This is a genomic window from Actinophytocola glycyrrhizae (assembly GCF_042653545.1).
GTDB classification, from domain to species: Bacteria; Actinomycetota; Actinomycetes; order Mycobacteriales; family Pseudonocardiaceae; genus Actinophytocola; species Actinophytocola glycyrrhizae.
The window spans coordinates 526554-550304 of the sequence record NZ_JBHSIS010000022.1 but is presented as its reverse complement, the minus strand read 5'-3'; the positions used below and the strand labels follow the sequence as shown (position 1 = coordinate 550304).

Sequence of the window (23751 nt, the reverse complement as noted above, 5' to 3'; positions counted from 1 at the left end):
CGAGTGCCCTCAATGGGCCATTCAGGGCGCCCAGCGCCCTGAACGCGCCTTTCAGGGCATTGCCACGGCGGGGAGGTCGCCGCCCGCCGGGCGCAGCTGGGACCGGCCCGGTGCCAGGCCGAGGCGGTCGACCACGATCTCCTTCGTCGCCTTGGACCGGTTGAACGTGTAGAAGTGCAGGCTCGGCACGCCTTCGGCCAGCAGCCGCTCGCACAGCTCGGTCGTGACGTTCATGCCCTCCTCGCGGAAGGCCTTCGCGTCCCCGGCCAGCGGGTCGAGGCGGGCCGCCACGGACGCGGGCACGTCGGCGCCGGACAGCTCGACCGTCTTGCTCAGGATCTTCGGCGTGGTCAGCGGCATCACGCCGGGCAGGAGCAGCGTCTCGCAGCCGGCGGCGGCGACCCGGTCCCGCATGCGCAGGAAGTCGTCGGCCTCGAAGAACAGCTGCGCGATGGCGAAGTCGGCGCCCGCCCGGAGCTTGCGGACCAGGTAGCGGGTGTCCTCGTCGAGGTCGGCTGAGCGGGGGTGGCCGTACGGGAACGCCGACACCCCGACGCAGAAGTCACCGAGCGAACGGACGAGGCGCACCAGTTCCTCGGCGTAGGAGAGCCCGTCGGGGTGCCTGACCCACTCGCCGTTGGGGTCGCCGGGCGGGTCGCCGCGCAGCGCCAGCACGTTGCGGATGCCGAGTGAGGCGTACCAGCCGATGACGTTGCGCAGCTCGGCCACCGAGTGGTCCACCGCGGTCAGGTGCGCCATCGACACCAGCGTGGTCTCCGTCACCACGCGACCCGTGGTCCTGATGGTGCGGTCGCGGCTGGAGCCGCCCGCGCCGTAGGTCACCGACACGAACGCCGGGTCAAGGCCTTCGAGCGAACGGATCGCGTTCCACAGGCGGAGCTCGTCCGCGTCGTCGCGCGGCGGCATGAACTCGACGGAGAACACCGGCCGGTCACCGGGAATGCGGGCCATCACCGAAGTCATGCACTCAGGGTAGTGACTCTGCCTACAGATACCCTCGACACCCACCCCCGCCGGTGCGTTCCGCGGCCAGAACACGCACCATGGTCAGCGTGACCCCCGAGCGCCTGGAAGAGGACATCGACAGCGCCGTGCACCTGCACGTCGAGACGATCCTCCGCGCCTACCTCGCCGAGCGCCGCGCCGATCTGCCGGAGCAGGCGCAGACGTTCGCGACCGCCGTCGACACCCTCTCCGACTTCGCGCTGCGCGGCGGCAAGCGGATCCGGCCGACGTTCGCGTGGTGGGGCTGGCGCGCCGCCGGCGGTGCGGGCACCGGGCGACGCGCGGACGCCGTGCTCACCGCGGTCAGCGCGCTGGAGCTGATCCAGACGTGCGCGCTGGTCCACGACGACCTCATGGACGCCTCCGAGCTGCGCAGGGGCCGCCCGACCGTGCACGTCCGGTTCACCGACGCGCACCGCGCGGGTGGCTGGCTGGGCGAACCGGAACGGTTCGGCATGGCCGCCGCGATCCTGCTCGGCGACCTGGCGCTCGCGTGGGCCGACGACATGTTCACCGGCGCGCCGCTGTCCGACGGGATGCGCGGTGCCGCCCGGGAGCCGTGGCTCGCGATGCGGGCGGAGATGTTCGCGGGCCAGTACCTGGACGTGCTGGCGCAGGCCGAGGGCGACGAGTCCGAGGAGCGCGCGCTTGGCGTCGCCCGGCTGAAGACCGCCGCGTACACCGTGGAGCGGCCGCTGCACCTCGGGGTGGCGCTCGCGGGCGCCGACGCGGACACGACCGCGGCGGTCCGCTCGTTCGGCACCGACATCGGGGTCGCGTTCCAGCTGCGGGACGACCTGCTCGGCGTGTACGGCGACACCGAGGTGACCGGCAAGCCGGCCGGCGACGACCTGCGTGAGGGCAAGCGGACGCTGCTCGTCTCGCTGGGGCTCGGCTACGCCGACCAGGCGGGCAGGCACGCCGACGCGGACCTGCTGCGCCGCGCGCTCGGCGACCAGGACCTCACGCAGGAGACCATCGAGCGGGTGCGTGACCTGCTGGTCGAGGTCGGCGCGGTCGACGAGCTGGAGCGGCGGATCGAGAAGCTCACGGTGTCGGCGATGGCCGCGCTCGACACGTCCGGTCTCGCCGAGCCGGGCCGCACCCGGCTCGCGGACCTCGCGGTCGCCGCCACCCGGCGGGACCGCTGAATGCGCTCGCTCCCCGGGCGCACCGACCGGGTGGTCGTGGTCGGCGCCGGTCTCGCCGGGCTGTCGGCGGCGCTGCACCTGATCGGCGCGGGCCGTGAGGTGACCGTGCTGGAGTCGGCGCCGCACGTCGGCGGCCGCGCGGGCGCCGACCGGCTCGGTGACTACCGCATCGACACCGGCGCGTCCGTGCTCACCATGCCGGACCTGATCGACGAGGCGTTCGCCGCGGTCGGCTCGTCGCTGGCGGAGCGGGTCGGGCTGACCCGGCTCGATCCGGCGTACCTCGCCCACTTCGCCGACGGTTCCACGATCGCCGTGCACACCGACGGCGACGCGATGGCCGAGGAGATCCGCCGGGTGGCCGGCCCCCGGGAGGCGGCCGGGTACCTGCGGCTGCGCCGGTGGCTGACGCGCCTGTACCGGGTGCAGCGCGACACGTTCATCGGCGCCAACTTCGACACCCCGCTCGACCTGCTCGGCCCCAGGCTCGCGCACCTGACCGCGATGGGCGGGTTCGGCAGGCTGGGCCCCCGGATCGGCCGGTTCCTCTCCGACGAGCGGCTGCGGCGGCTGTTCTCGTTCCAGTCGCTGTACGCGGGCCTCGCGCCCGCCGAGGCGCTCGCCGCGTACGCCGTGATCGCCTACATGGACACGGTGGCCGGCGTGTGGTTCCCGCGCGGCGGGGTCGGTGCGGTGGCCGAGGCCATGGCCGCCGCGGCCACCGACGCGGGCGGGTCCGTGCGGACCGGGACCGGGGCGGCGTGGCTGGAACGCACCGGCGACCGGGTCACGGCCGTGCGCACCACGCACGGCGAGCGGATCCCGTGCGACGCGGTGGTGCTCACCCCCGACCTGCCGGTCAGCTACCGGCTGCTGGGCGTGACGCCATGCAGGCCGCTGCGGCCGCGCTGGTCGCCGTCCGCCGTGGTGCTGCACGCCGGCGTGACCCGCACGTGGCCCGCGCTCGCGCACCACACGGTGTTCTTCGGCGCGCACTGGGACCGCACGTTCGACGAGATCCTGCGCGCGGGCACGCTCATGAGCGACCCGTCGCTGCTGGTCACCCGCCCGACCGCGACCGAGACGACCCTCGCGCCCGCGGGCCGCGAGGTGCTGTCGGTGCTCGCGCCGTGCCCGAACCTGGCGACCGGCAGCATCGACTGGGCCCGGGTCGGGCCCGCCTACCGGGCGGAGCTGGGCCAGGTGCTGGCAGCGCGCGGCCTGACCGGATTCGACGACGCGGTCGAGGTGGAGCGGCTGGTCACGCCCGCCGACTGGGCCGGAGCCGGGCTCGCCGCCGGCACCCCGTTCTCACTGGCGCACACCTTCGGCCAGACCGGCCCGTTCCGGCCGCGCAACCTGGTCCGCGGCGTCGCGAACGCGGTTCTCGCGGGCTGCGGCACCACCCCCGGCGTCGGCGTCCCGCCGGTCGTCATCTCCGGCAGGCTGGCCGCGCAGCGGGTAACGGGCGCACAACGTCATCGATCCGTCAGGTCATCCTCCCGCGTCGCCGCGCGATGACTTGCGATACTCCTCCCGGGACCGCGCCGAACAGACCACAGCGTGCGCCCGGGATGGGGATGGAAACGATGACTCGGAAGCCGCGCCGCCTGGTGCCCATGCTCGTGGCGGCCGCGCTCGCGCTGACCGCCTGCACGAACGCGGTCAGCGGCGCGCCGTCCGGGGTCGAGATCGGCCCGCTCACCACGGCCGAGGCGACCGCGGCCGCGCTGACGAGCTTCGCCGAGTCCGCCGCGACCCGCTACCAGGGCACGCTGACGGCATCCGACGGCTCCGACTTCACCGTCGACGTGACCGCGACCAGCACCAGCGAGGTGTTCGGCACCATCACCGTCGACGGGCTCGGCGCGACGATCGTGGTGCTCGACAAGACCCTGTACCTCAAGGGCGCGCCCGAGTTCTGGGCCGCGATGGCCGCCCGGTTCGGCGTCAGCTCCGGTGACGGCACCGCGCTCGGCAACCGCTGGGTGAAGCTGCCGACCGTGCTGCTCGGCATCGAGTTCGCCGACATCTTCACCCCGGACCTGGTCGGCCAGACCGCGGGCAGGGCGGGCAAGGGCGCCGACGGCGGGCTGCCGGCCGAGACCACCTCGGCCGCCACCGTCGAGGGCATCGAGATCCCCGTCGACGGCGGCAAGGTCTACCTCGCGAAGGACGCGCCGCACGGGGTGGTCGCACTCGCGCTCGACGAGATCGGCAGCGCCGAGAACACCAAGGCACGCGACCTCACGGTCGCCGTCACCGACGTGTCCGCGAACATCAACAAGATCTACACCGACCTCGCGAACAAGGCGAAGACCGAGCTCGGCACCGCGGTCGACGCGCTCACCACCATCACCCAGGGCGGCAACCGGTTCGACGCGTGCGGCGCACCGAGCTGCACGCTGATCGTCGACATCACCAACCCGTCCAAGAAGGCCGTGAAGGTCCACCTGAAGGCCGACTGGACCGGCGACAACGCGCCGCTCGGCAGCTGCGAGCAGACCGTCGGCCCCGTCCAGCCCGGCGCGGCGGCCACCATGAGCTGCGCGATCAAAAGCCCCGAATGGGTGAGCTTCTACCAGCGCGCCAACTCGGTGCCCGGCAGCCACCCGTACGGCGCGGTGTGGACCGCGCTCGCGCTCGCCGACCCGCCGGACGCCAAGCCGCTGGCGGAACGCGGCGCGGCCAAACCCGCCGAGGCCACGAACGGTGAGGAGGGCGAGAGCGGGCACGCGGTCTACGAGATCAGCTACGCCGACGGGGTGTGGAAGTACGGCGTGGTGTCCGCCCGCTACTGGCGCGACCAGGCGAAGGAACAACTGCGCGGCTGCCTCGGCACCACCAAGTCGGTGTGCACGTACTCGCTCGTCACCACCGCGGAGAACCCGGTGTCGGCGTACGCGCTCGCGACGCAGCTGGTGACCAAGTACAAGCAGGAGAAGGGCGCCTGCCCGGCAGGCCAGTGGGTGAGCTGCACGAAGTGACGCTCGAGGAGGCCTACCGGGTCTGCCGCCGGATCAACGCGCACTACGGGCGCACGTACTTCCTCGCCACCCGGTTCCTGCCCGCCGCGAGCAGGCCGTCGGTGCACGCCCTGTACGGGTTCGCGCGGCTCGCGGACGAGATCGTCGACAGCGCGGTCGCCCCGGTCGACCCGGCGCAGGCGCTGACCACGCTCGAGAAGGCACTCGCGGAGGCGTTCACGGGCGCGCCGCCCGCACACCCGGTGCTGCTGGCGCTCACCGACACCGTGCGGCGCCACGACATCGACGAGGCACTGTTCGCCGAGTTCCTCGCGTCCATGCGGATGGACCTCACGATCACCGGCTACGCCACCTTCGCCGACCTCGCCGAGTACACGCACGGCTCGGCCGGGGTGATCGGCCTTCAGCTGCTGCCGGTGCTCGGCACCGAGGGCCCCAGGGAGGAGGCGGCGCCGTACGCGGCCGCACTCGGTGAGGCGTTCCAGCTGACCAACTTCCTGCGTGACGTCGGCGAGGACCTCGACCGCGGCCGCCTGTACCTGCCCGCCGACGAGCTGGCGGCGTTCGGCGTCGACCGCGCCATGCTGGAACACGCGCACCGCACGGGCCGCACCGGACGACCGATCCGGCGCGCGCTCGCCCACCTCGTGTCCCACACCCACGCCGTCTACCGGCGCGCCGAGCCGGGCATCGCGCTGCTGGCACCACGGTCGCGGCCCTGCATCGCCGCGGCGAGCGCCATGTACCGGCACATCCTCGACGAGATCGCCGACGCCGACTACGACGTGCTGGGCAGGCGGGTCGTGGTGCCGACACACCGGCGCCTGCGGATCGCCGCGACCGCACTGACCCGTGCGCTGCCCTTTCGGGTGGCACGCGGTTCCCGGTGAGCCGGTCGCGCAGTACTGCCCGGCCAGGCCCGTGACGAGTCATCCTCCCTGCACAACGGCCACGAACGTCGTGGCCGGCCGCCGTGGGAGGAACTTCATGACGGTGCCAGAGGGAGCCCAGCTCTCCGATGACGGCAACTACTGGTGGGACGGCAGCGATTGGCAGCCGACCGGGAACGCGGAAGGTGGTGCCGGGCTCGTCGACGCGCTCACACAGCAGGGCATCGCCATCGCGCCGGAAGCCGCGGACGCCACCTACATCCAGCAGATCGCGATGCACGTGAACAGCTGGTACGAGGGCCTCGACGAGAACAGCAGGGCGATCGTGGACGCCCTGTCCAAGCTGGGCGGCGACGCGCTGCTCGGCGACCCGGAGGTCGGCGTGGTGACCGAGGGCGACCCGCTGATCAGCGCGTTCTCGGCGAACAGCATGACCCTGCAGGAGTCGCTGCAGGCGACCAACCAGGCACTCGAACAGACCGCGTGACGGAGAGGTTGCGAACCAATGTCGTGGGATGACTTCACCGCGTGCGCGGGCCGGGACGGCGAGATCCTCGCCCAGATCGGCGAGGACGGCGTCAAGGAGATCGCCGGCCTGTGGAAGATGTTGCCGCCGGACGTCAAGGCGATGCTGGTCGCGGCCGCCCGCTGGGGCGGCGTGTACCTGGAGGCGGCGCTGGCCGCGGTCGGCATCGCGGCCGCCGAGGCCATCGCGGCGGTGGCCGCGGGCGCCGGGCTCGGCGTGATCATGGCCGTGATCATGGACTGCTACGACCACCTGTGATGAGCGCCGTGACGCAGGGGGTCGCGCTCGCGCTGGCCGGTCTGCTGGTCAGCGCCGGCGCACCCAAACTGTGGCGCCCCGGTCATGTCGCCGGGGCGCTGCGGCGCGTCTTCGGGCCGCGCGGGAGCACGCACGCGCTGCTGCGCTACGGGCGGCTGCTCGGCGCGTGGGAGCTGCTGCTCGCGGCGGCTGTCGTGTTCGTCGGCGGCCCGGTCACCGGGGTGGCGCTGGCGGTCACGTTCGCCGGGTTCCTCGGTTTCGTGGCCGCTGCCGTGCGGCGCGGTTCGTCGTGCGGCTGCTGGGCGTCACTGACCGAGGGGCCCGCCGGTGGCGCCGAGCTGGCACGCACCGGCGTGCTGGCGGCCGCCGCGGTGTCCGTGGCCGTGGCGGGCTGGCCGCGTGGCCTCAGCGTGGCCGCGCTGGGCTGGGCGGCCGTGCTGCTCGTCGCGATGGCGCTGGCCGCGGCGGCGGGCGGCAGGGTGGCGCCCGTGCGGCCGGCGGGCGTCGCGCGCAGGCTCGCGCGGCGTGCCGCACCGACCCGCCGTGGCCGGGTGCTCGCGCGGGTGGTGTTCCTGGCCGGGTTCGTCCACGTGGGCACGGACGCCGAGCAGGCTCGGCTGCACCGCGCGCTCGACGCGGCGCGGCACGGGGTGGCTCAGAAGGCCAGCGCCTGAGCCCGGCGCTTCACCTCGCGGCCACCCGTCGCGCGCAGCGCGGCGATCGGGGTGCCCCCCGGCAACGTGTCGTCCGGCTCGAAGAGCCAGCGCAGCATGTCGTCCGGGGTGAAACCGGCGTCGGCGAGCACGGTGATCGTGCCAGGCAGGCCCTTGACGATCTGGCCGTCGGTGGTGAGGAACGGTGTCGGCACGCTCAGCACCCCGGCCCTGCGGACCGCGAGCAGCTGACCGTCCCGCAGCGCCTGCCGCACCTTGGTCACAGGTAGGCCCAGCCGGTCTGCCACGTCCGGCAGCGGCAGCACCTCGATCTCGGGGCCCAGCACGTCGTTGGCGGAGGGGATCGCACTCACACCGCAAACGATGCCACAGGTGCCGCCTTCCCGCGCAGACTGTTTTCCACTCGTGTGATCCGCTCGTGACCCACAAATCGACCGCTTCGCCCCGCCGTCACGCCGGGCTCCGTACCATCACGGTCGTGGACGAAAGGGGAGTCGGCTTGATCGGGGCGCTGCTGGAGCAGCGGTACCGGGTCGACGCGCTGCTCGCCCGCGGTGGCATGTCCTCGGTGTACCGCGGGCTGGACACGCGTCTCGACCGTCGCGTGGCGATCAAGGTGATGGACGCGCGGTTCGCGGACGACCGCGCCTTCGTCGACCGCTTCGAGCGGGAGGCGCGGTCGGCGGCCAAGATTCATCACCCGAACGTGGTCGCGGTACACGACCAGGGCGTTGACACGTCACCGAACGGTGACCTCGTCTACCTGGTGATGGAACTCGTCGACGGCGGCACGCTGCGCGACCTGATCAACGAGCGGGGCGCGCTCGACGTGCCGACCGCACTCGCGATCATGGAGCCGGTGCTCTCCGCGCTGGCCGCCGCGCACCGCGCCGGTCTCGTGCACCGGGACGTCAAGCCGGAGAACGTGCTCATCGGGCACGGCGGCGAGGGCGGCAGCACGGTCAAGGTCGCCGACTTCGGCCTGGTCAGAGCCATCCACAGCGCGGGGACCACCAGTGCGAGCGTCATCCTCGGCACGGTGGCCTACCTGTCCCCCGAGCAGGTCACGACCGGCAACGCGACCTCGACCGGCGACGTGTACTCGGCGGGCATCGTCCTGTTCGAGGCGCTGACCGGCACCGCGCCGTACACCGGCGACAACGCCATCTCCGTCGCCTACCGCCACGTGAACGACGACGTGCCCGCCCCGTCGACGCTGGCCAAGGGCATCCCGCCCGAGCTGGACGACCTGGTCGTGCGCGCCACCCGGCGCGACGCCGCGCTGCGGCCGGTGGACGGTGCCGCGTTCCTCGCCGAGATCGAGAAGCTGCGCGTGCTGACCGGCGCGCCCCGCGTCGTGGTGCCGGTGCCCGCGCCGACGATCGCGGACCGCACGATGCCGGTGTCCCCGGCCATGATCGGCAACAGCTCCGGGGTGCTGGACATCGGCGAGGCCGAACAGACCGTCCGCAACGCCCCGGTCGTGTCGCCCGCCATGTCCCAGGCGGCCCCGTCGGGAGCCACGATCGTGCGGCAGGCGCCGCCCGGCGGGTTCCGGCCGGTCGGCCCGCAGGGCACGCGGGCGATGCTGCGCACCGACCTGGACCGCGCGAGCGCCGCCGCGACCGAGTACGTGCCGCCCGCCTCCGGCCGCTTCCCGGCACAGCAGCCGCAGGTGGCCCCGCCACCACCCCCGCCACGCAACCGCCCGCCGCGGCGGGCACCCGAGCCCACGGGCCGCGGCGGGATGATCGCGCTGTGGAGCGTCGTCGGGGTGCTGGTGCTCGCGCTGGTGGGCACGTCGACCTGGTGGTTCACCTCCGGCCGGTACCGCGCGGTGCCGGACGTGGCCGGCATGGCACGCGACGACGCCGAGCGGACCCTGCTGGCGAACGACCTGGACCCGCAGGTGCAGACCGAACGGCACGACGACGTGCAGGCGGGCACGGTGATCAGGACCGACCCCGCCGACGGCACGGAGATCCTGCGCGGCGACGCGGTCACCATGTACGTCTCGCTCGGCAAGCCGAAGGTGCCGGAGGTGCGCGCGGGCGCCGACCCGGAGGACGTCGCCGACCTGATCCGCGCACAGGGCCTGCGCCCGGACCGCGACGACGGGCAGAACCGGTACGACGAAGCGGTCGAGAAGGGCAAGGTCGTCTCGGTCACGCCACAGCCGGGCACCGAGCTCGAGCTCGGTGCGCGCGTGGTCATCGTGCTCAGCAAGGGTCCGGAGCCCAAGCCGATCCCCGACGTGCGCAACAAGACGAAGGACGAGGCGTTCCAGGAGCTGACCGCCCTGGGCTACAGCCCGGTCGAGGGCCCGCCGGAGTTCTCCCCGGACGTCGAGGGCGGCCGCGTCGTCCGCACCGACCCGGAGATCGGCTCGAAGCTCGAGGGCGACGACAAGACCGTCACCGTTTACGTGTCCACCGCGGTCACCGTGCCCGACGTCGGCGGCCGCTCCGCCGACGAGGCCACGGCGATGCTGGCGCAACTCGAGCTGCAGGCGGAGATCCATGCCTTCAGCGGCGGGAACGGCCGGGTCATCGGCCAGCGCCCGGCCCCCGGCAGCAAGGTCGAGCCGAACTCGAAGGTCACCATCTGGGCGATCCCCTGACCTGCGCGGAAAGGGGACACCAGCCACGTCCCGAAAGCGTCGTTCACCCTGAAGCGCGTCTTCGGGACGGTCTCCCGTCCCGAAGACGCGCTTCAGGGGCACGGGGTCAGCTGCGGAGCATCTCCGCGACCAGGAACGCCAGCTCCAGCGACTGCTGGGTGTTCAGGCGCGGGTCGCACGCGGTCTCGTAGCGGCCCGCCAGGTCGGCGTCGGAGATGTCCTGCGCGCCGCCGAGGCACTCGGTGACGTCCTCGCCGGTCAGCTCGACGTGGATGCCGCCGGGGTGGGTGCCGAGTCGGCGGTGCACCTCGAAGAAGCCCTGGACCTCGTCGACGATCCGGTCGAAGTGGCGGGTCTTGTAGCCGGTGGACGACTCGTGGGTGTTGCCGTGCATCGGGTCGCACTGCCAGATCACCTGGTGCCCGGACGCCTGCACCTTCTCGATGATCGGCGGCAGCGCGTCGCGCACCTTGCCGTTGCCCATGCGGGAGATCAGCGTGAGGCGGCCGGGTGTGTTGTGCGGGTCGAGGCGCTCGACGTACTCGACCGCCAGCTCCGGTGTGGTGGTCGGGCCGATCTTGAGACCGATCGGGTTGGACAGCAGCTCCGCGAACGCGATGTGCGCGCCGTCGAGCTGGCGGGTCCGGTCGCCGATCCACAGGAAGTGCGCCGACAGGTTGTACAGCTTGGGGTCGGGGCCCCTGGTGTCCATGCGCAGCAGCGCGCGCTCGTAGTCGAGCAGCAGCGCCTCGTGGCTCGCGAAGATCTCCGTGCTGTGCAGCGAGGAGTCCTCGACCCCGCACGCCTGCATGAACCGCAGGCCGCGGTCGATCTCGGTGGCCAGCGCCTCGTACCGCTCACCGGCGGCCGAGTTGCTGACGAAGTCCTTGTTCCACTCGTGGACCTTCGACAGGTCCGCCATGCCCGCCGCGGTGAGGGCGCGCACGAGGTTCATGGCCGCACCCGCGTTGGCGTACGCGCGGATCATGCGGCCCGGGTCGGGCACACGGGCCTCTGGCTTGGGCACGAGCGAGTTGATGATGTCGCCGCGGTAGACCGGGAGGCCGAGCGCGTCGGTGGTGTTGGAGCGCGGCTTGGCGTACTGCCCCGCGATCCGGCCGACCTTCACGACCGGCATGCTCGCGCCGTAGGTGAGGACGACGGCCATCTGCAGCAGGGTGCGGATGTTGCCGCGGATGTGCGGCTCGGTGTTGTCGACGAACGTCTCGGCGCAGTCGCCGCCCTGCAGCAGGAACGCCTCACCGCGGGCGACCTCGGCGAGCCGGTCGCGGAGGCGGTCGATCTCGTTGGGGACGGTGATGGGCGGCACGCTCTCCAGCAGCGTGCGCACCTGGTGCACCTGCTCGCGGTCCGGCCATTCGGGTTGCTGCGCGGCAGGCCGGGACAGCGCGTCGTCGAGACGGGCACGCAGTGCCGGCGGCAGCGGCGGGAGCTCGGGAAGCGTGTCCACCGGCACGTCAACGGTCCAGTTCACCACTCCAGCGTAGCCGGGCCGGTCAGCCCGGTTCACGCCGACAGCGGCCACCCCCCGATCGTGCGCCGGATTCCCACGATCCGGGAGAACATCCGCTTGCCGCAGCTTCCCGTGCGGTGCTGGCCACGATGGCGACCAGTATCTGGGACGAGCCCGTCGCTACAGCTCCGGTCGGCGCCCCGTCCACGAGTGGGCCCGCTCGTACTGGCCGGACAGCGACAACAGCGTCGCCTCCGCGCCGGCGGGACCGATCAGCTGCACCCCGATCGGCAGCCCGATCTCGTCGAAGCCGACCGGCAGCGCCGCCACGGGGTAGCCGAGCACGTTCCACGTCGGGAAGAACGCGATGCCCTGCGACACCGCGGCGAGCGTGTGCGATGCGCCGCTGCCGTGGAACCGGCCGACCCTCGGCTGCCGCCCCGTCCACCCCGGCTGCAGGATCACGTCGTGGTCGCCGAAGAACCCGGCCATCAGCTGGTGGAGCCCGGCCTCGGCGGCGCGGGCGCGTGCCAGCACCGAGTCCGGCACCCGGCGGCCCGCCGCGGCGATGCGGCGCGTGCGCGGCTCCAGCCACTCCGGGTGCGGCAGCAGCGCGACGTCGTCGGCCACCCCGCGCAGGTAGCGCACGAGGAACTGCGGGGTCGGCCGGGCACCGAGCGGCGGCTCCGCCACCGTGACGGTGTGGCCGAGCGCGCGCAGCCGGTCCGCGGTGTCGAGCACGGCCTGTTTCCGCTGCCGCTCGATGATCGTCGGACCAAGCGGGGTGCGCCACGACAGCGCGATCCGCAGCGGCCCCGGGTCGACGTCGACGGCCTCGCGGTAGCCGCCCGGCTCGTCGGCGAGCACGTCCAGCATCGCGGCCGCGTCGGCGACCCGGCGGCCGAGCGGGCCGACACCGGCGAGGCCGTGCCAGTGCTCCTCTTCGCCCATGTCGATCAGGTCGCGGGTGGTCTTGAGCCCGAACAGGCCGCAGAAGTTCGCGGGGACGCGGACCGAGCCGCCGCCGTCCGAGCCGGTCGCGGCGCCGACGACACCGGCCGCCACCGCCGCCGCCGAGCCGCCGGACGAGCCGCCCGGCGTGTGGTCGAGGTGCCACGGGTTGCGGGTGGCGCCGTTCGTGAGCGTCTCGGTGAACGGCCACAGACACCGGTCCGGCGTGTTCGTGTGCCCCACCAGCACCGCGCCGGCCGCGCGCAGCCGCGCCACCGATGGCGCGTCCGCCGCCGCGGGCGGGAACTGCGGGCGTCCGCCCATGGCGGTCACGTCCCCGGCGACGTCCAGGTCGTCCTTCACAGCGACCGGGACGCCGAGCAGCGGCGTGCGCTCCCCGGCGTCGAGCCGCCGCTGTGCGTCGGCGGCCTGCTCCCGCGCCTGTTCGGTGTAGACCACGCGAAACGCGTTCAGCGCCGGGTTGACCTGTTCGAGGCGGGCGAGCACCGCCTCGAGCAGGTCGGGCGCGGACACCGTGCCGTCGCGCAGTGCGGCGGCCTGCGCGTCCGCGCCCGACCAGAGCAGCTCGTCAAGGTCCATGTGGAAAGACTAGGACCTGTCCCGTGAATACTTGCGCTGAGACTCGCGTCTGGTCAGCAGCTACCTCAGGGGAACGTGACGGCACCCAGCCACCAACCGCCTGCGGTCCGCAGGTGTCGCTGGGTCGGGACCCACGCTTTTGAACGCGGGGAGGCGGACTAGCCGAAGAAGACTTCCGCCTCCTTGTACCGCTCCAGCGGCACCGTCTTCAGCTCCGCGGTCGCCTCCGACAGCTTCACGCGCACGATGTCGGTGCCGCGCAGCGCGACCATCACACCGAAGTCGGCGTCCTGCACCGCGTCGACGGCGTGCAGGCCGAACCGGGTGGCGAGCACGCGGTCGTACGCGGTCGGGGTGCCGCCGCGCTGCGTGTGGCCCAGCACGACCGCACGCGACTCCTTGCCGGTCCGCTCCGCGATCTCCTCCGCGAGCCAGGTGCCGATGCCACCGAGCCGGACGTGGCCGAACGCGTCCTTCTCCCCGGTCAGCAGCTTCTCCTGGCCGCCCTCGGGCAGCGCGCCCTCGGCCACGACGATGATCGGCGCGAACTCGCGCTCGAACCGGCGCTCGACCCAGGCGACGACCTGGTCGACCGAGAACTGGCGCTCGGGCACCAGGATGACGTTCGCACCGCCCGCGAGACCGGAGTGCAGCGCGATCCAGCCGGCGTGGCGGCCCATGACCTCGACGACCAGCGCACGGTGGTGCGACTCGGCGGTCGTGCGCAGCCGGTCGATGGCCTCGGTCGCGATGTGCACCGCGGTGTCGAAGCCGAACGTGTAGTCGGTGGCGCCGAGGTCGTTGTCGATGGTCTTCGGCACGCCGACCACGCCGATGCCGTCGTCGGTCAGGCGCTTCGCGACACCGAGGGTGTCCTCGCCGCCGATCGCGACCAGCGCGTCGACGCCGTGCTCGGCGAGGGTCGCCCTGATCCGCTCGACGCCGCCGTCGACCTTGTACGGGTTGGTCCGCGACGAACCGAGGATCGTGCCACCCCTGGTCAGGATGTCCTCGACGTCGTCGAGCCCGATCGGCCTGACCAGGCCCTCGATCGGCCCCTGCCAGCCGTTGCGGAACCCGACCGTCTCCCAACCGTGGGCCTCGATGCCCTTGCGGACCACGGCGCGGATGACCGCGTTGAGTCCTGGGCAGTCACCGCCACCTGTGAGCAAACCGACGCGCATGTGCTCGATCCTCCATCCGGCCCTTGGAGCACGGGTCCTGTACGGGTCTTGTCAGCCCGTAGCGTGCCATCCTCTGTATCGGTGCAGCAAGGAGGGCGGGCTAACTGGCCGGGAACCCTCGCCTGAGGCGTTCCGCTTCGATCACCCGCCAGCGCGCGAGGTTGTGGCGGGCGTCGGCGAGCGCGTCGTGCGCGTCGGTCGGCGGTGGCGGCAGCGACGGTTTGCCCACGTCCTCCCACCGCTGGCGCAGTTCGCGGGTGAAGCGCGGCAGTTCCCTCGGCAACGCGGGCATGTCACCCCACAGCTGCGCGAGCGCGACGTGGTCGTACGCGGCGAACCACGCCCACAGCTCGACCCGTTCCCGGTCCTGGCTCAGGAACTTCAGCAGGCGGTCGCGGATCGTGGCACGGTCGCACCAGGCCTGGTCGGCGGGCGAGGGCAACTTGTCGAGCACGTTGTCCCGCACCCACTGCCCCGCCTTGTCCGGGTTGAACTCCGTCGAGACAGCGTAGAACTCCCGCCCCCGCTCGTCCACGACACCGATCGACACCAGGTCGATGGTCGTTCCGTCCTCGATGAATTCCGTGTCGTAGAAGAACCGCACCCGGCGAGGTTAGTGGTGGGTCAGCCGGCCTCGGTCTCGGGGATCCGGTCGGCGTCACGGCCGGCGGTGCGGCGCTCCTGCGTCGGCAGCGTCGCCGGCCTGCCGTTCTGCTCCTCGGCCATCAGTTCCTTGGCCTTCGCCGCGTAGATGTCCACGTACTCCTGGCCGGACAGCTCCATCAGCGCGTACATGATCTCGTCGGTGATGGAGCGCTCGACGAACCGGTCGCCCGCCAGGCCCTCGTACCGGGAGAAGTCCAGCGGCTTGCCGATCTTGATGCGGATCTTGTGCGGGCGCCACATCTTCGAGCCGATGGGGTTGGCCTTGTCGGTGCCGAACATCGCGACCGGGACGACCGGGACGCGGGACTCCAGCACCATGCGGGCGAGGCCGGTCTTGCCCTTGTAGAGGCGGCCGTCCGGGGAACGGGTGCCCTCCGGGTAGATGCCGAGCAGGTGGCCCTCACGCAGCAGCCGGATGCCGGTGTCCAGCGCGGCCTGTGCGGCGGCGCCGCCGGACCGGTCGATCGGGATCTGGCCCATGCCGGTGAAGAACCACTTCTTGAGCTTGCCCTTCACGCCGGGCTGGGTGAAGTACTCGAGCTTGGCGGGGAACGTGACGCGGCGGGAGAGCATCAGCGGGAGGAAGAACGAGTCCGCGACGGCGAGGTGGTTGCTGGCCAGCAGCGCGCCGCCATCGGCCGGGATGTTCTCGCCACCCTCGACCTCGGGGCGGAAGAAGAGTCTGAGCACGGGCCCCAGGAACACCCACTTCATCCAGAAGTACAGCACCGGTCCCGTGCCTCCCTTTCGCCGCGGCTCCCGCCGTTTGTCGAGCGTACGAAGGGTGGCGGACGCGCACAATGCTTCGCCACCCGAATGTCGGAACATGTAACAGGACTAACTCACCCGGACGCCCACGGTACCCAACGAGTAAACATGGACGAGAGATCCGGCCATGGTCGGCCGAGTTCGTGCGACCATGGCCTGTAAGCACCTCTGCTCGCCTGCACGCCCACCGAGGAGGCCTGGGTGTCCGACCGGCCTGACGACGTAGACGCCGCGTTCGCGGAGATCGTGGCGGACCTGGAACGCGAAGGCGTCGGCCAGGCGATACCGGACCTGGACGAGCCCTCGGACGAGCCGGACACCCCGACGGCGCCGACCCCGGCGGTGACCCATCCGGTGGAGCCCGCGCAGGCGTGGCGCGGCCACGAAGCCGACTGGGACTGGTCGTGGGGTACCGACGAGGAGCACTACGTCCCGCCCGAGCCCCCGCCCCTGCCGAAGCTGCGCCCGCTGACGATCGTGGCGCTGGTGCTGATCCTGATCGGGGTGGTCCTGCTGATCATCCCGACCCTGATCGGCCTGAACGCCCAGGTCGCCACCCCGATCGCCCTGCTGTCGATCACGGGCGGCGGCCTCATGCTCCTGATGCGAGCCCGCCGAACCCCGAAAAACCCCGGCCCCCACGACAACGGCGCCCAAATCTGACCACCCAACACACACCCCCCACCAAACCCCGCGAGTCCCCGTTTCAGAACCCGCGAGTCCCCGTTCCGGGACCCGCGAGTCCCCGGTTCGGAACCGGTGAGTTGCCGGTTCGGGACCTGGGACTGCCACCGCCAACCGTCGGCTCGGCGGTCCTGAACGGGGAACTCGCAAGTCCTGAACGGGGGACTCGCGGGTCCCGGAACGGGGACTCGCGGGTTTTGAAACGGGGACTCGCGGGGTTGGGGGTTAGCAGGTGTCGGCTGCCAGGGTTGCTGCGCCTACCAGGGCCGCGTCGTCGCCCAGTTGGGCGGTGCGGATGCGGGCCAGTGGGCGGTAGCCCGCGCCGGTGATCATCTTCTTGTAGTGGTCGCGGGCGTCGTCAAGGAACAGCGGGGCCGACTCGGAGACGCCGCCCCCGATCACGACGACCTCCGGGTCGTAGATGTCGGCGGCCATCGCCAGGCCCTCGCCGAGCCACCTGGCCAGCTCGGACATCGCGTGCTGCGCGAGCGGATCACCTTCACGCGCCGCAGCCGCGACCTTCCTGCCCGTGATCGCCCGCGCGTCCGCCGAGTCCCGCAGCAGCACGGTCGACCGGCCGCGGTGCCGGGCCAGCAGCTCGATCGCCGTCGTCGACAGCGCGGTGCCGCTGCAGTAGCGCTCCCAGCACCCCTGCTTGCCGCACGGGCACGCGCGCCCGCCCGGCACGAGCCGCAGGTGACCCAGCTCCGGCGCGACGCCGTGCGCGCCGCGGAACAGCTCACCGTTCAACAGCAGCCCACCGCCGATGCCGGTGCCGATCGCGACCAGCAGCACCACACCGGCACCGCGGGCGGCGCCGAACCGGTGTTCGCCGAACAGGGCCGCGTTCGCGTCGTGCTCCAGCACCACCGGCAGCCCGAGGCGCTTCGAGATGCGGTCGCCGACCGGCGCGTCGCGCCACGCCAGGTGCGGCGCGAACAGCACCGACCTGCGGTCCGTGGTCACGAACCCGGCCACGGCCAGACCGACGCCGGTCACCCGGTGCCTGCCGCCGAGCAGCCCGGACACCGCCGACACGATCGAGTCCTCCAGCGCGGCCTCACCGGCGGGTGTCGGCGCACGCGCGGTGTCGAGGACGTTGCCGTGCCGGTCCACCACCCCGGCCCGCACGCTCGTCCCCCCGATGTCCACCCCGATGGTCGTCCTGGCCTTCAACGAGGCTCCCGCCGGACCGGGATGTGCTGCACCTTCGCCGAACCAGGGTCCGGGGCCGACCCGGACGACGGCGTGAACCCCGGCATGTGCGACACCCCCGGCTCCCACCGGTCCGCGAGCACCGCGCGCAGCAGCGCCACGAGGTCGGCCGCCGCGTCGAGGCCGCGGACGGCGAGTTCGTTCGGATCTCCCCGCACCACCGCGACCGCCGCGCACAGCGGACACCACGCGCACGTGGCCTCGTCCCCGTCGGCCGCGACCCGGTCCAGCCACGGTCCCGCCCGGTCGGCGACCGCGTCGGCGAGGAGCCGCAGCTCCTCGACCAGCCGACTTCCCGGATCAGCACTCACGCGGGCCCTCCTGCCTCGAAACGCAGCACCAGCCCGGTCGGCCCGGTCGCCGCGTCGGTCACGGTGTGCCTGCGCAGCAGCACCGGCAGCGCGACCAGCCGCCGCACCCCGTCGACGGTGATCGCCAGGTCGTCCCCCACCCGCGCGAGGTCCACAGCGGAGCCGTCCGTGAGCGGCAGCGCGACGGTCAGCTCGTAGCCGCCGTCGACGGTCGCGATCGACAGCAGCGGAGCGGTGTACGGGCCGCTGGTCGCAAGCGGGTCCCCGGCGCCGTACAGGTCCTCCGCGAGCGCCGACAACGCGGCCACCCCAACGGGTTCCGTCGCGCGGTGCACCACCCGTCGCACCGGCAGCGTTGTCGACGCGTCCAGTTCGGACAGCACGGCGTCCTGTTCGGCCCTGCGGGTGCGCAGCCAGCTCGCGGCCGGGCCCTGCCACCGTTTCGCCTGCGGCACGACCCGGTTCGCGATCAGCGCGTCGACCCGGATTCCGCGCAGTGCCAACGCGACGAGCGTCCTGCGGGTCTCGGCGACGACCAGCCGCTCCGGGGTCAGCACCAGCCGCACGGACGTCCGCGCCGGGTCGACAAGCAGGTCCCGCAGGCGGTCCAGGTGCGTGGCGAGGTGCGCGATGTGGCTGCCGAGCGACAGCCGCTCCAGGTAGCCGCCGACCGCCTCCGGCAGCGCGAGCAGCCGCAGCGTCTCCGCGGTCGGCCCGCAGTCCACGACCACGACCTCCCACGGCCCCTCCGACGCGCGCCGCGCGACCTCGGTCAGGGCGAGGAGTTCGTCGACGCCGGGCACCACGGTCAGCTCGGCGGCGTCCAGGTCGGACAGTCCGAGACCGGACAGTGCGCCGCGCAGCTGCGTGCGGATCGACTGCCACGACCGGTCGACGAGCCCACGCGCGTCGACGTGCGCCGCGTACAGGCAGGTGTCCACTTCGGATGGTTCGGGGCCGACCGGGACGCCGAACACGTCACCGAGCGAGTGCGCGGGGTCCGACGAGGCGACCAGCACCTTGTGGCCGCCGACCGCGAGACGGGCGGCCGTCGCCGCGGCAAGGGTGGTCTTCCCGACGCCTCCCTTGCCGGTGAACAGGATGAGCCGCACCGGTCGCTCGTCCATCGCGTCCGGCTATGCGCCCTCTACCCGGCGCTTGAGCTCCTTCAGCGCGATGTCCATGATCATCTTCTCGGCCTTGCGCCGGAAGAGGCCGATCATCGGCACGGCCAGCTGCACCGACAGCGTGTAGGTGACCTTCGTCTTGTCGCCTTCCGGCGTGAGCAGGTACCGGCCCTTCTGCGCCTTCTGCATCTGGCCCTTCACCAGGTCCCATTCGACGCTCAGGCCGTCGGCCGCCCACTCGTAGGCGAGGGTGTACACGTCCTTGAACGGTCCCGCGTCGAGCGTGAAGCGCACCTCACGTGCCCTCCCGTCCGGGAACTCGTCGAGGACCTCGGTCTTCTTCATGGCGTTGGCCCATTCCGGGTACGCCGGGAAGTCGGCGATCACCGCCATGATGTCCTGCGGTGGTGCGTCGACCACGATGGACTGGGTGGACTCGTCGGCCATGCCGGGGAGGCTACCCGAGCGTAGGTCTCACCAGCGCAGCACGTAGGGCCGCTCGGTGCGCTGGAAGTGCCCGACGTTCGCGCACTCCGTGTACGCGACGCGCATGCGGGGCGCGAGCGGCTGGTGCACGTGGCCGAACACGGCCCACCTCGGCTGTTGCTTCACGATCAGGTCCAGCAGCGACGGCGAGCCGAACTCGAACCGGCGCGCGACCACGTCGTAGGTGAGTTCCGGCACGTCCGGCGGGATGTGCGTGCACACCACGTCGACGTCCGACAGCCGCGCGATCCCGTCCGCGAAGTCCGCCTCGGTGCGCAGGTACGGCCGGAACACCCCTGGCCTGCGCGCGGTCACACCCGGCGGGAGCAGCGCGCCGCCGACGAACCCGAACCGCAGCCCGCCGAGCTCGGCGACCTCGCCGTCGAGGACGTGCACGTGCTCACCGGCGAACTCGGGCCACAGGCCGGGCACGTCGACGTTGCCCGGCGTGGCGTAGGTCGGCGCGGTCATCGCGGCGAACAGCCGGGCGTACTGGCCGCGCACCGCGTCGGCCACGACCTCCTGCGGGTCGCCGAGGCCCGCCCACAGCGCACGGGAGTACGCGGGCAGCTCGGCGGGGCGCTCCCGCCGCAGCCGCGCGAACTCGGCGACCTTCTCCGCGCCGAACACGGTGCCGAGGATGCCGCTCCCGTGGTCGTGGTAGTCGACGAAGTCGATCAGGTCGCCGAGCACGATGAGCGCGTCCGCGCCGTCGCCAGCACGCGCGAGCGCCTCGGCGTTGCCGTGCACGTCCGAAACCACGTGAACCCGCATGACGACGAGACTATGCAGTCGGCGGCACTCCGGGGGGCCTGCCGTCCTCGAGTACGAACTTGAGGTCCAGCGCGACCGCCTTGGCTGCGCGCTGGCGACGGGCGACCTCCCTGAGCGGGTGCCCCTGGGTGTGCTCGGGGAAGTCGGCGCGCAGGAAGTAGTGCAGGACCGTGCCGTCCAGCACGGGCTCCAGCCACACCTCCATCGTGCCGACCAGCGCACCGCGCACCGTCCACCGCAGTCCCTGCGCACCGCGGTCGGCGTACACCTCGAGGTCGAGGTCGGGCCAGAACCGGCGCCAGGCACGCGGATCGGCGAACGCGGCCGCCACGGTGTCCGGTGGCACGGCGAGGAAGGTCTCGTCGATCACGTCAACAGCGGGCACGTGTGCAGCATGTCACGGCCTGCGGGCGCACTTGTCGACCCGGCACGCTAGTTTGCCTGGTGTGACCGAGACCGAGAGCCTGACCGACATGGTCTGGGCCAACGCGGAGCGGTTCGGCGCCACCATCGGGTTCCGCCGCCGCGCCGCGGGCTCGTGGGCGGACGTGACCACCCGCGAGTTCGCCACGCAGGTGCTGGAGCTGGCGAAGGGCCTGATCGCCGTCGGACTGCGGCAGGGCGACCGGGTCGCGCTCCTGTCCGCGACCCGGTACGAGTGGACGCTGTTCGACTTCGCGTGCTGGTCGGTCGGCTGCCAGACCGTGCCGGTCGAGCCGACGGCGACGGCGGCCGAGGTCGAGTGGATCCTGTCCGACTCCGGCGCGTGCGCGGTGGTCGTGGAGACCGCGGAGCACCGCGAGACGGTCAGGAAGGTCGTGGACCGGCTGCCCGAGGTCGTGTGGGTGTGGCAGCTCGACGGCGGCGTGCTGGACGGTGACGAGGAGGTGCCCGCCGCGCTCGGCGAACTGACCGCGCTCGGCACGCAGATCTTCGACGACCGCGCCCACGAGCGCAGGCTGGCCGTGCGTGCCGACGACATCGCGACCCTCGTGTACCCCGCCGGCGACCACCCGAAGCGGATCGAGCTGACCCACGGCGAACTGCTGGCGGAGGTGCGCGCGACCATCGCGACCCACCCGGCGCTGCTGCGGTCGGGAAACTCGCTGCTGGTGCTGCCGCAGCTCGCGGACCTGCCGACCAGGCTGATCACGCTGGCCTGCGTGTACACGCGCACCACGCTCGGTCACGCCCACGACTCCGACGACCTGTTCACCGACCTCGGCGTGTTCCGTCCCCGGGTGATCGTCGCCGACGCGGAGCTGCTCGGCCGCTTCCACGACGCGGCCCGCGCGAAGGCGTACGCGGAGGGCAACATGTTCGTGTTCGACACGGCCGAGTCGGTCGCCATCTCCTACGGTGCGCACGGCGGCCCGGTCTCGCTCGCGCTGCGGCTCAAGCACGCGGTGGCGGGCAAGGTCGTGTACCCGAAGCTACGTGCCGCGTTCGGTGGCCGCTGCGTCGCGGCGCTCACCTCCGGCGAACCGCTCGACCGGCAGCGGGTCGACTTCTACCGCGGCATCGGCATGGACGTCCGCGAGCTGGGAACAGCACTGGCCGTGTAGTGCGTGTGCCTGTCCGTGCACCGGCGCTTCCGCCCGTGCGCGGGCCGCCCGATCGTGGGCGCATGGACTCGCACGTGATCGCGCGCAAGGTGGCCGGGCAGCTCGTCGCGCACCGCGACAAGCTGGCGGGCAAGGCCGCGGACGCGCACCGGGCACAGGCAGCGCTCGAGGCGACCGCGCGTGCGGTCGAGCGCCACCACGCCGACCACCGGTCGACAGCGGCGACCGCCACCAGCCACTGGGAGGGCAAGGCCGCGGCGGGGTTCGACCGCAGGGCCCGCACGATGGGCAAGGCGCTCGACGTGACCGCGGCCGCCGCCGCGAAGGGCGCGTCGATCGTCGCGGCAACGGCGGCCTCGCTCGCCACCAACCACCGCGCGGTCGCACACCTCGTCGACGAGTACACGGCGAAGGCCACCGCGATCCTCGACGGCGCGCGTGCCGTTCAGGGCGCGGGCCAGCGGGCGGCGCTGCTGCGTGCGGTCGGGCAGGTCGTCGACCTGGTGCGGACGTACACGAACGAGTCGGTCAGGCACCTGCGTGCGGTGCGGCGCGAGATGAAGGACGCGGCGGAGGACCTGCGCGGGCTGGAACGCCGCGTCGAGCACGACGGGTTCGCCGACCCCGGGGAACGGAAGAAGAAACACCCCGTGGCCCGGGGCGGTGCGCTCGGGAAGAAGGTCATCGACCGCGCCCGCGGCCAGCTCGGCTACCGCGAGGGGCCCGGCAACACGAACAAGTACGGCCCGACGGGTCCCTGGTGCGCCAACTTCGCGACGTGGACCTGGCAGAAATCCGGGGTCGACATCGGGATCCTTCCGTTCACCGGCGACGTCTACGAGTGGGGCCGGGAACGTGGCCTCGCATACGGCAAGAACAACCTCGACCAGGCGCGGCCGGGTGACGTGCTGCTGTTCGGCACCGGGCCGCGGAGCCCGCGGACGAGCACGCACATCGGGATCGTGGAGCGCGTGCACGGCAACCAGGTCACCCTGATCGAGGGCAACTCAGCTGACCAGGTGCGGCGCGTGACGCACACCCTGTCCAGCTCGACCTTCTACGGAGGGGTGCACCCCAGGTGAGTGAGATCAAGGGCGCGGCGACGCTGCGCGGTGTGACGGCAGAGGTCTGCCCAGGCGGGGCGCTGGCGGGCCTCACGCTGTCGCAACAGGCCGTGGACCAGGGGGCCGCGGTGCTGGCGAGCACGGTCGTGGAGGCGATCGCGCTGGCGACCGCACAGGCGAACCAGCGCGCCAGGCACGTGCTGCGCGCGGCGCTGGCGGGCGTGGACGTGTCCGCGCTGGGGCTGACCCAGTCGGCGTCGCTCACCGAGCAGGCCGAATCGACGGTCCCGGACACCTGGCGGGTGCGGTGAACCACCTCTCCGTCGACGAGCTGGTCGAAATGGGCACCCGGTCCGCACCGGAGGTCTTCGCGACCCTGAGTGCGATCACGGCGACCGCGACCGACGAGGGCATCGCCGCGACCGTGAACCTGGAGGGCCGCCTGGTCGCGCTGACGCTGGCACCGCACGCACTGGCGGCGGGCCCCGGCCCGCTGGCGGCGACGATCTACCGCCTCGTGCAGGAGGCGTCCGCGGCGGCGCTGAACACGGGCATCGAGGTACTGGCTCCGGTCGCGGGCGAGGAACTGGCGGCGGAGCTGCGTGCGCTGACGCTGCCCGAACCCACGAAAGCGAGACCGGCGGCGGACGACTTCTCGACAGTCGAAAGCTGGACGGTCCCGCACTGACGGCGGCCTCCGGCCCCCTCGAACCACGCTACCAGCCGTCACCGACAGAAACGTTGCCGGAC

At 72.5% G+C, this 23751-nt stretch carries 26 protein-coding genes; 13 read left to right on the top strand and 13 right to left on the bottom strand.

Features of this window, described 5'->3' with window-relative positions:
* Window positions 1-51: 51 nt before the first annotated feature.
* Window positions 52-984 carry a methylenetetrahydrofolate reductase gene (locus ACFPCV_RS33650; RefSeq protein WP_378060960.1) on the bottom strand — a complete coding sequence of 311 codons (933 nt, stop codon included), beginning with the start codon at window positions 982-984 and terminating at the stop codon, window positions 52-54.
* Window positions 985-1064: 80 nt separating this feature from the next.
* Between ACFPCV_RS33650 and ACFPCV_RS33645 the strand changes: the two genes are divergently transcribed.
* From ACFPCV_RS33645 to ACFPCV_RS33615, 7 genes are all read left to right on the top strand, one after another.
* Window positions 1065-2177 carry a polyprenyl synthetase family protein gene (locus tag ACFPCV_RS33645; protein ID WP_378060959.1) on the top strand — a complete coding sequence of 371 codons (1113 nt, stop codon included), beginning with the start codon at window positions 1065-1067 and terminating at the stop codon, window positions 2175-2177.
* Entirely contained in the window at window positions 2178-3698 is a 1521-nt protein-coding gene (crtI, locus tag ACFPCV_RS33640; protein ID WP_378060958.1) for a phytoene desaturase family protein, read from the top strand. It abuts the gene before it with no gap.
* A gap of 68 nt (window positions 3699-3766) precedes the next feature.
* Window positions 3767-5164 (top strand): hypothetical protein, encoded by a 1398-nt coding sequence (locus tag ACFPCV_RS33635; protein ID WP_378060957.1) that lies wholly within the window; start codon window positions 3767-3769, stop codon window positions 5162-5164.
* Entirely contained in the window at window positions 5161-6054 is an 894-nt protein-coding gene (locus tag ACFPCV_RS33630) for a phytoene/squalene synthase family protein (RefSeq protein ID WP_378060956.1), read from the top strand. The genes ACFPCV_RS33635 and ACFPCV_RS33630 overlap by 4 nt, the downstream gene beginning before the upstream one ends.
* 97 nt (window positions 6055-6151) lie before the next feature.
* Window positions 6152-6541 (top strand): hypothetical protein, encoded by a 390-nt coding sequence (locus tag ACFPCV_RS33625; RefSeq protein ID WP_378060954.1) that lies wholly within the window; start codon window positions 6152-6154, stop codon window positions 6539-6541.
* 18 nt (window positions 6542-6559) lie between these two features.
* A complete protein-coding gene (locus tag ACFPCV_RS33620) occupies window positions 6560-6838 on the top strand; it encodes a hypothetical protein (protein ID WP_378060953.1) in 279 nt (92 codons plus the stop codon).
* A complete protein-coding gene (locus ACFPCV_RS33615) occupies window positions 6838-7512 on the top strand; it encodes a MauE/DoxX family redox-associated membrane protein (protein ID WP_378060952.1) in 675 nt (224 codons plus the stop codon). Before ACFPCV_RS33620 ends, ACFPCV_RS33615 begins: the two co-directional genes overlap by 1 nt.
* On the opposite strand, the gene ACFPCV_RS33610 is transcribed toward ACFPCV_RS33615, so the two are convergent.
* Entirely contained in the window at window positions 7494-7865 is a 372-nt protein-coding gene (locus ACFPCV_RS33610; RefSeq protein WP_378060950.1) for an Rv2175c family DNA-binding protein, read from the bottom strand. The two genes, ACFPCV_RS33615 and ACFPCV_RS33610, sit on opposite strands and share 19 nt — an antisense overlap.
* Before the next feature lie 125 nt (window positions 7866-7990).
* Here ACFPCV_RS33610 and ACFPCV_RS33605 point away from each other — a divergent pair, with 125 nt between their 5' ends.
* Window positions 7991-10132 (top strand): Stk1 family PASTA domain-containing Ser/Thr kinase, encoded by a 2142-nt coding sequence (locus ACFPCV_RS33605; protein WP_378060949.1) that lies wholly within the window; start codon window positions 7991-7993, stop codon window positions 10130-10132.
* Window positions 10133-10238: 106 nt separating this feature from the next.
* Here ACFPCV_RS33605 and ACFPCV_RS33600 read toward each other — a convergent pair whose 3' ends face one another.
* From ACFPCV_RS33600 to ACFPCV_RS33580, 5 genes are all read right to left on the bottom strand, one after another.
* Window positions 10239-11627: a class II 3-deoxy-7-phosphoheptulonate synthase gene (locus ACFPCV_RS33600; protein WP_378060948.1), complete on the bottom strand. Its 1389-nt coding sequence runs from the start codon at window positions 11625-11627 to the stop codon at window positions 10239-10241.
* A gap of 159 nt (window positions 11628-11786) precedes the next feature.
* The gene (locus ACFPCV_RS33595) at window positions 11787-13157 is read right to left on the bottom strand and encodes an amidase family protein (protein WP_378060946.1); all 1371 of its coding nucleotides are present in this window, start codon (window positions 13155-13157) and stop codon (window positions 11787-11789) included.
* A 158-nt stretch (window positions 13158-13315) separates the two neighbouring features.
* Window positions 13316-14341: a 6-phosphofructokinase gene (locus ACFPCV_RS33590; protein WP_378060944.1), complete on the bottom strand. Its 1026-nt coding sequence runs from the start codon at window positions 14339-14341 to the stop codon at window positions 13316-13318.
* 100 nt (window positions 14342-14441) lie between these two features.
* The gene (locus ACFPCV_RS33585; RefSeq protein ID WP_378060942.1) at window positions 14442-14945 is read right to left on the bottom strand and encodes a polyadenylate-specific 3'-exoribonuclease AS; all 504 of its coding nucleotides are present in this window, start codon (window positions 14943-14945) and stop codon (window positions 14442-14444) included.
* A gap of 20 nt (window positions 14946-14965) precedes the next feature.
* On the bottom strand, window positions 14966-15736 hold the full coding sequence (locus ACFPCV_RS33580; RefSeq protein WP_378060941.1) for a lysophospholipid acyltransferase family protein: 771 nt from the start codon (window positions 15734-15736) through the stop codon (window positions 14966-14968).
* Between the two features lie 240 nt (window positions 15737-15976).
* On the opposite strand from ACFPCV_RS33580, the gene ACFPCV_RS33575 reads away from it, so the two are divergent.
* Window positions 15977-16438: a hypothetical protein gene (locus tag ACFPCV_RS33575; protein ID WP_378060940.1), complete on the top strand. Its 462-nt coding sequence runs from the start codon at window positions 15977-15979 to the stop codon at window positions 16436-16438.
* 246 nt (window positions 16439-16684) lie between these two features.
* Here the strand turns inward: ACFPCV_RS33575 and ACFPCV_RS33570 are convergent, their stop codons facing one another.
* The 6 genes from ACFPCV_RS33570 to ACFPCV_RS33545 are packed head-to-tail and all read right to left on the bottom strand — an operon-like array spanning window position 16685 to window position 20757.
* The gene (locus tag ACFPCV_RS33570; RefSeq protein WP_378061188.1) at window positions 16685-17611 is read right to left on the bottom strand and encodes an ROK family glucokinase; all 927 of its coding nucleotides are present in this window, start codon (window positions 17609-17611) and stop codon (window positions 16685-16687) included.
* A 20-nt stretch (window positions 17612-17631) separates the two neighbouring features.
* Window positions 17632-17985 carry a hypothetical protein gene (locus ACFPCV_RS33565; RefSeq protein ID WP_378060939.1) on the bottom strand — a complete coding sequence of 118 codons (354 nt, stop codon included), beginning with the start codon at window positions 17983-17985 and terminating at the stop codon, window positions 17632-17634.
* The gene (locus tag ACFPCV_RS33560) at window positions 17982-19097 is read right to left on the bottom strand and encodes an ArsA family ATPase (protein ID WP_378061187.1); all 1116 of its coding nucleotides are present in this window, start codon (window positions 19095-19097) and stop codon (window positions 17982-17984) included. The genes ACFPCV_RS33565 and ACFPCV_RS33560 overlap by 4 nt, the downstream gene beginning before the upstream one ends.
* Window positions 19098-19121: 24 nt before the next feature.
* Entirely contained in the window at window positions 19122-19559 is a 438-nt protein-coding gene (locus tag ACFPCV_RS33555) for an SRPBCC family protein (RefSeq protein WP_378060938.1), read from the bottom strand.
* A gap of 27 nt (window positions 19560-19586) precedes the next feature.
* A complete protein-coding gene (locus tag ACFPCV_RS33550; protein WP_378060937.1) occupies window positions 19587-20372 on the bottom strand; it encodes a metallophosphoesterase family protein in 786 nt (261 codons plus the stop codon).
* Window positions 20373-20382: 10 nt separating this feature from the next.
* The gene (locus ACFPCV_RS33545; RefSeq protein ID WP_378060936.1) at window positions 20383-20757 is read right to left on the bottom strand and encodes a polyketide cyclase / dehydrase and lipid transport; all 375 of its coding nucleotides are present in this window, start codon (window positions 20755-20757) and stop codon (window positions 20383-20385) included.
* 61 nt (window positions 20758-20818) lie between these two features.
* Here ACFPCV_RS33545 and ACFPCV_RS33540 point away from each other — a divergent pair, with 61 nt between their 5' ends.
* The 4 genes from ACFPCV_RS33540 (at window position 20819) to ACFPCV_RS33525 (ending at window position 23689) form a co-directional block, all read left to right on the top strand.
* Window positions 20819-21937, top strand: coding sequence for an AMP-binding protein (locus ACFPCV_RS33540; protein WP_378060935.1), 1119 nt, complete (start codon window positions 20819-20821; stop codon window positions 21935-21937).
* A gap of 62 nt (window positions 21938-21999) precedes the next feature.
* Window positions 22000-23019, top strand: coding sequence for a CHAP domain-containing protein (locus ACFPCV_RS33535; RefSeq protein WP_378060934.1), 1020 nt, complete (start codon window positions 22000-22002; stop codon window positions 23017-23019).
* Entirely contained in the window at window positions 23016-23312 is a 297-nt protein-coding gene (locus ACFPCV_RS33530) for a YbaB/EbfC family DNA-binding protein (RefSeq protein WP_378060932.1), read from the top strand. The genes ACFPCV_RS33535 and ACFPCV_RS33530 overlap by 4 nt, the downstream gene beginning before the upstream one ends.
* A complete protein-coding gene (locus ACFPCV_RS33525; RefSeq protein ID WP_378060931.1) occupies window positions 23309-23689 on the top strand; it encodes a hypothetical protein in 381 nt (126 codons plus the stop codon). The genes ACFPCV_RS33530 and ACFPCV_RS33525 overlap by 4 nt, the downstream gene beginning before the upstream one ends.
* The last annotated feature ends 62 nt before the right edge of the window (window positions 23690-23751 follow it).